Raw genomic sequence first — 238 nt, forward strand, 5'->3', positions numbered from 1 at the left:
CCCCCCCCCCCCGCGGGGCGGGCGGGGCCCCCCCCCCGCCGCGCGCCCCCCCCCCCCCGGCGGGCCCCGGGGGGGGGGGGGCCCCCCCCCCCCCCCGCGGCGGGGGGGGGGGGGGGGGGGCCCCCCCCCCCCCCCCCCCCGCGGGGGGGGGGGGGGGCGGGCGGCCCCCCCCCCCCCCCCCCGCGCCGGGGGGGGGGGGGGGGGGGAAGGCTCAGGCAAACGACAAAATGGTGTGTGG

1 protein-coding gene is annotated in these 238 nt (G+C 93.3%); it reads left to right on the forward strand.

All coding sequences use genetic code 11. From position 1 onward, the window contains the following. A partial coding sequence (locus AC0L23_RS40190; RefSeq protein ID WP_473358451.1) for a hypothetical protein occupies positions 1-238 on the forward strand: 238 nt, incomplete at both ends.

The organism is Bradyrhizobium sp. MI1.4 (assembly GCF_055811315.1).